This is a genomic window from Micromonospora sp. NPDC003776, assembly GCF_053605645.1.
In genome coordinates, this window is the sequence record NZ_JBSGJR010000504.1 from 1 (window position 1) to 5188 (window position 5188).

The window sequence follows — 5188 nt, forward strand, 5'->3', positions numbered from 1 at the left end:
GGCTCGGGAAGCTGACCAGCGCCGCCGTGCCGCTGGCCGCCGGGTCGGCGATCGCCGTGGCCGGGGCGGGGCTGCTTCGGGGCGTAGCCCTGGCGGAGACCGCGGCGACCGCCGCGAACCTGGCGGTGGCCTCGGTGCCGGAGGGGCTGCCGTTCCTGGTCAGCGCCGCGCAACTGGCGGCGGCGCGGCGGCTGGCCGAGCACGGTGCCCTGGTCCGCAATCCCCGGACCATCGAGGCGCTGGGTCGGGTCGACGTGCTCTGTTTCGACAAGACCGGCACCCTCACCGAGGGGAGACTGCTGCTGGCCGGGGTCGGCTCCGGTGACGACCGGTACGCCCCGCCGGACCGGCTGGACGAGCCCCTGCGGCTGACCCTGGCCACCGCACTGCGGGCCACCCCGGCCGCCGCCAACCCGGACGACTTGCCCCAGCAGACCGACCGCGCGGTACGCCGGGGCGCCGGCACGGCGGGGGTGCTGGAGCGGACCGGTGCGGCCGACTGGACGGCGGTCGGCGGGCTGCCGTTCGAGCCGTCCCGGGGCTACCACGCCACGGTCGGGCGGTACGCCGACGGGCTGCTGCTGAGCGTCAAGGGCGCCCCCGAGTCGGTGCTGCCGCGCTGCACGGCCCGGCGCATCGGCGGGGGCGACCGGCCGCTGGACGACGCCGGCCGGGCCGCGTTGCACGCGATGCTCGCCGACCGGGCTGCGGCGGGGCACCGCATCCTCGCCGTCGCCGAGTGCGGGACCGGCACCGCATCGATCACCGACGACCAGGTCGAGGGGTTGGTCTTCGTCGGCTTCCTGGCGCTCGCCGACGGGGTCCGGGAGAGCGCGGCGCCGGCCGTGCGCCGGATCCGGCAGGCCGGTGTGCATACCATCATGATCACCGGCGACCACCCGGCCACCGCCGAGGCGATCGCCGCCACCATCAGCCCGGACCACGGCGAGCAGCGGGTGGTGACCGCGACCGACCTGGACCGGCTCGACGACGAGGGCCTCGCGGAGCGGCTGATGGCCACCGACGTGGTGGCCCGCTGCACCCCGGCGCACAAGGTCCGGATCATCCAGGCGCTCCAGTGGCACGGGCGGACGGTGGCGATGACCGGCGACGGCGCCAACGACGCCCCGGCCATCCGGCTGGCGGACGTCGGCATCGCCCTCGGCCAGCGGGGCACCCCGGCGGCCCGGGCCGCCGCCGACCTGGTGGTCACCGACGACCGGCTGGAGACGATCATCGCCACCCTGGTGGAGGGCCGGGCGATGTGGTCCTCGGTCCGCCACGCGCTGAGCATCCTGGTCGGCGGCAACCTCGGCGAGATCGCGTTCAGCGTGTTGACCGCCGCCAGCACCGGCCGGTCGGCGCTCACCGGCCGGCAGCTGCTCCTGGTCAACCTCCTCACCGACCTGGCGCCGGCGCTGGCCATCGCGGTCCGGCCGCCCGCCTCCGACCGGGCCGACCACCTGCTGCGGGAAGGTCCGGACACCTCCCTCGGCGAGACCCTGACCCGGGAGATCGGGCTCCGGGCGGGCGCCACCACGCTGGGCGCGACCGCGGGTTGGACGCTCGCCCGCTACACCGGGCGGCAGCGGCGGGCCGGCACGGTCGCGCTCGCCTCACTGGTCGGCACCCAGCTCGGCCAGACGGTCCTGGCCGGCGGTACCAGCCCGACGGTGCTGGCCTCCACCGCCGCCTCGATCGGTGTGCTGGTGGCGGTGGTGCAGACCCCCGGAGTCAGCCAGTTCTTCGGCTGCACCCCGCTCGGCCCGGTGGGCTGGACCATCGCCGCCGGCTCCGCGCTCGGCGCCACCTTCGCCAACGGCGCGCTCACCCGGCTGGTCGACCGCCTCCCGCAGCACGGCGTCCGCCCGCATGGGACACCCGATCGGGGGTACGGCGAGGAGCATGACGCCTGAGGCGACCTTCGTCGGTACCGCGACCACGCTGCTCCGGCTCGGCGGGTTCAGCCTGCTCACCGATCCGAACTTCCTGCAGCGGGGGCAGCGGGCGTACCTCGGCAAGGGGTTGTGGTCGAAGCGCAGCACCGATCCGGCGTTGACCATTCCCGAGCTGCCCCCGCTGGACGCGGTGGTCCTGTCCCACCTGCACGGCGACCACTTCGACCGGGTCGCCCGGCGCGGCCTCGACCAGTCGCTGCCGATCGTCACCACCCCGCAGGCGGAGCGGAAGCTGCGCCGCTGGGGCTTCCGGGCGGCCGAGGCGCTGCCCACCTGGCGGTCCTACGAGCTGCACCGCGACGACTGGACGCTGCGGCTGACCGCGCTGCCGGGCCAGCACGGACCGGGCGTCCTGGACCGGCTGCTGCCGGACGTGATGGGCACCCTGATCGACCTGGAGCAGGCCGGTGAACGCCGGTTCCGGCTCTACGTCACCGGCGACACGCTGCGCCGGCCGCAGTTGGCGCAGATCCCCGAGCGCTATCCGGACATCGACGCCATGCTGATCCACCTCGGCGGTACGCGGATCGCCGGCATCCTGCTCACCATGGACGCCCGGCAGGGCGCGGACGTGGTCGAACTGATCCGGCCCCGGTTGACCGTGCCGATCCACTACGACGACTACCCGGTGTTCCGCTCCCCGCTGCGGCACTTCGTGGCGGAGGCCCGCCGGCGCGGCTTCGCCCGCCAGATTCGCACCGTCCACCGTGGCGAGACCGTCCCGCTCACCCCATCCGCCTGATCGCGGCGGGACCGCCGGGAGGGCTGGTGCGGCGGGTTGCGGCGATCCGCGCCTTCCACGAGCGATGAAGGGCCGACTTGCCGCAGCACGAGTCGATCTTCGAGTCGGAGACGCCCCGAGACGGGAAGCCGGGCGCGCCCGAGATGGCGAGCCCGGGACGCCCGAGACGGCGAACGCCGCCCGTCCGGCACGGGCCGGGAGCGGGGCGGCGTTCGGGTCGGCTCGGTCAGGCGCGCTCGGAGATGGCCTCGATGAGATCGCCCACCGGGCGCTCCGGCAGCGACCGTGCCACGTCGGCGACGGCCACGATGCCGACGAGGTCCTGCCCGTCGATCACCGGCAGTCGGCGTACCTTGTGCTCGCCCATGGTCCGCAGGATCTCGGCCGCGTCGTCGTCCGCGCCGATCGTCACCGCCTCTCCCTGGGCCAGTTCACCGGCGGTCACACTGCCCGGGTCGCGTCCCTGGCCGAGCACCTTCACCACGATGTCCCGGTCGGTCAGCATGCCCCGGAGGCGGTTGTCGTCGCCGCAGATCGGCAGTGAGCCCACGCCGAGTTCCGCCATCCGCCGGGCGGCGGTACGCAGGTCGTCCTGTTCGCGGACGCAGCTCACGTCTCTGGTCATGATGTCGCGTGCGGTGGGCATTGGGTGACACCTCACTTTCGGGGGGTTGTTACCCCTGCCTCCTACCCCCGTCCGGCCCGGCCATTCGGACACATGGGCGTCGGCGTGGCGGGAACTCCGGCGGTGGAGGTGATCGAGATGCCGTTCATGCAGACCGTGGAGTACCAGACCGACCGCCCGGACGAGGTACGCGAGCTGATGGCGGAATGGGGCCGCCAGCACCCGTCCCCGGGGCCGACGCGGCTCACCCTCGCCGAGGACCGGGACCGGCCGGGCCACATCATGGTGGTCGCCGAGTTCGACAGCTACGAGCAGGCGATGGAGCACAGCGCGCGGCCCGAGACCGGCGCGTACGCCGAGCAGTTGCGCCGGTTGGCCAGCGGGGAGCCCCGGTACGTCAACCTGGAGGTCACCCAGCAGGAGACCTGACGCCCGGACCTTTCCGCCACCGGTCGCGAGCCGCGCCCCGCGGCCGGTGAGCAGGGAAAACGCCCGGGAGACGAGGGCCGTCGGTCCGCCACGCCGGCGGGGGCGGTGGCCGTACCCGGGACAAATTGACTAACTTGTGGGGATGGTCCACGACGAGCAGATCCTGATGACCCGTCCGAAGACCCTGATTCCGGCCGGCGAGCCACCGGCGGTCCACGACGGGGGCGAGCGCGACCGGCGGAGGTGACGTCATGCCGAGACGTCTCCTGGACGGGCGCTACCAGTCGGAGGAACTGCTGGGCAGCGGCGGCGCGGGCGAGGTGTGGCGGGGCCGGGACCTGCGCCTCGACCGGCCGGTCGCGATCAAGCTGCTGGCCGCCGGACTCGACGAGCCGGCCGCCGCCGAACGCTTCGACCGCGAGGCGCGTACCGCCGCCCGGCTGACCCACCCGCACATCGTCGGGGTCTACGACTTCGGCTCCGAGGCGGACGACTCCTACCTGGTGATGGAGCTGGTGGAGGGGCGGACGGTGGCAGAGCTGATCGCCGACGGCCCGCTCGCGGTCGGCCAGGCCGTGGCCATCGCGGTACAGGCCTGCGACGGCATCGCCGCCGCCCACGCGGCCGAGGTGGTGCACCGGGACGTCAAGCCGGGAAACCTCATCGTCACCCCGGCCGGCACGGTGAAGATCTGCGACTTCGGCATCGCCCGGCTGCCCGCGGCAGCCGGACACGACACCCTCAGCGGGCCGGCGACCAAGCTCGGTACCAGCTCGTACATGGCACCCGAGCAGGCGCTCGGCCGGCCGGTCGACCCCCGCACCGACCTGTACGGGCTGGGCTGCACCCTCTACGCCATGCTCGCCGGTCGTCCGCCGTTCACCGGCGACCCGATCGACGTGCTGGACCAGCACGTCAACGCACCACCCCCGCCGCTGCGGGACCATCGCCCGGATGTCTCCGCCGAACTGGACCTCCTGGTGGCGGAACTGCTGGCCAAGGACCCGGTCGACCGCCCGACCGACGCCACAACGGTCCGCGGCCGGCTCGCCGCCCTGCTGCCGGAGACCGCTGACCGGGCCCGGCACGCTGGCAACGCCAGCGCGGCCGAGGTCGACGGGGAGCCGACCGTAGCGGATGCCCTGCCGGTCCGGACGGTGGGCCCGGGATCGGCGACTCCCGCCGGCGGCCGGCGGCACGGCGTACTCCTGGTGGCACCGTCCCTGGTCGGCGGCATGATCCTCGCCCTGGCCGGGGTCGCCCTGTTCGGTCTCGACGCCGACGATCCGGTGGCGGCGCCGGCCGGGCCGCAGCCGCCCCCGATCGCCGCCTCCAGCGGTCCGGCGGTGCCGGCCACCGTCGCGCCCGGCACACCGGCGGCGCGGACGCTCAGCCCGGCGACGCGCAGCCGGGTCGACCGGACGCCCCGCCCCC

The 5188-nt window shown here is 74.6% G+C and carries 5 protein-coding genes; 4 read left to right on the forward strand and 1 reads right to left on the reverse strand.

The window, feature by feature from the left end; translation table 11 throughout:
• Window positions 1-1916, forward strand: a 1916-nt coding sequence (locus ACWEVO_RS29375) for an HAD-IC family P-type ATPase (RefSeq protein WP_452310723.1), incomplete at its 5' end; no start/stop codon positions are given.
• Window positions 1906-2700 carry an MBL fold metallo-hydrolase gene (locus ACWEVO_RS29380; RefSeq protein ID WP_452310724.1) on the forward strand — a complete coding sequence of 265 codons (795 nt, stop codon included), beginning with the start codon at window positions 1906-1908 and terminating at the stop codon, window positions 2698-2700. The genes ACWEVO_RS29375 and ACWEVO_RS29380, both read left to right, overlap by 11 nt.
• 226 nt (window positions 2701-2926) lie before the next feature.
• Here ACWEVO_RS29380 and ACWEVO_RS29385 read toward each other — a convergent pair whose 3' ends face one another.
• Entirely contained in the window at window positions 2927-3346 is a 420-nt protein-coding gene (locus ACWEVO_RS29385) for a CBS domain-containing protein (RefSeq protein ID WP_452310725.1), read from the reverse strand.
• Between the two features lie 84 nt (window positions 3347-3430).
• Here ACWEVO_RS29385 and ACWEVO_RS29390 point away from each other — a divergent pair, with 84 nt between their 5' ends.
• Both ACWEVO_RS29390 and ACWEVO_RS29395 read left to right on the forward strand, forming a co-directional pair.
• Complete coding sequence (locus ACWEVO_RS29390) at window positions 3431-3754, forward strand: hypothetical protein (RefSeq protein ID WP_452310726.1); 324 nt, start codon at window positions 3431-3433, stop codon at window positions 3752-3754.
• Between the two features lie 251 nt (window positions 3755-4005).
• The coding region (locus tag ACWEVO_RS29395) for a serine/threonine-protein kinase (RefSeq protein WP_452310727.1) at window positions 4006-5188 on the forward strand (1183 nt) is incomplete at its 3' end.

What these genes read in the sequence shown, in the direction of transcription:
- ACWEVO_RS29380 (WP_452310724.1), top strand. Translation starts at nt 1,906, where the DNA reads ATGACGCCTGAGGCGACCTTCGTCGGTACCGCGACCACGCTGCTCCGG.
- ACWEVO_RS29385 (WP_452310725.1), bottom strand. Translation starts at nt 3,346, where the DNA reads ATGCCCACCGCACGCGACATCATGACCAGAGACGTGAGCTGCGTCCGC.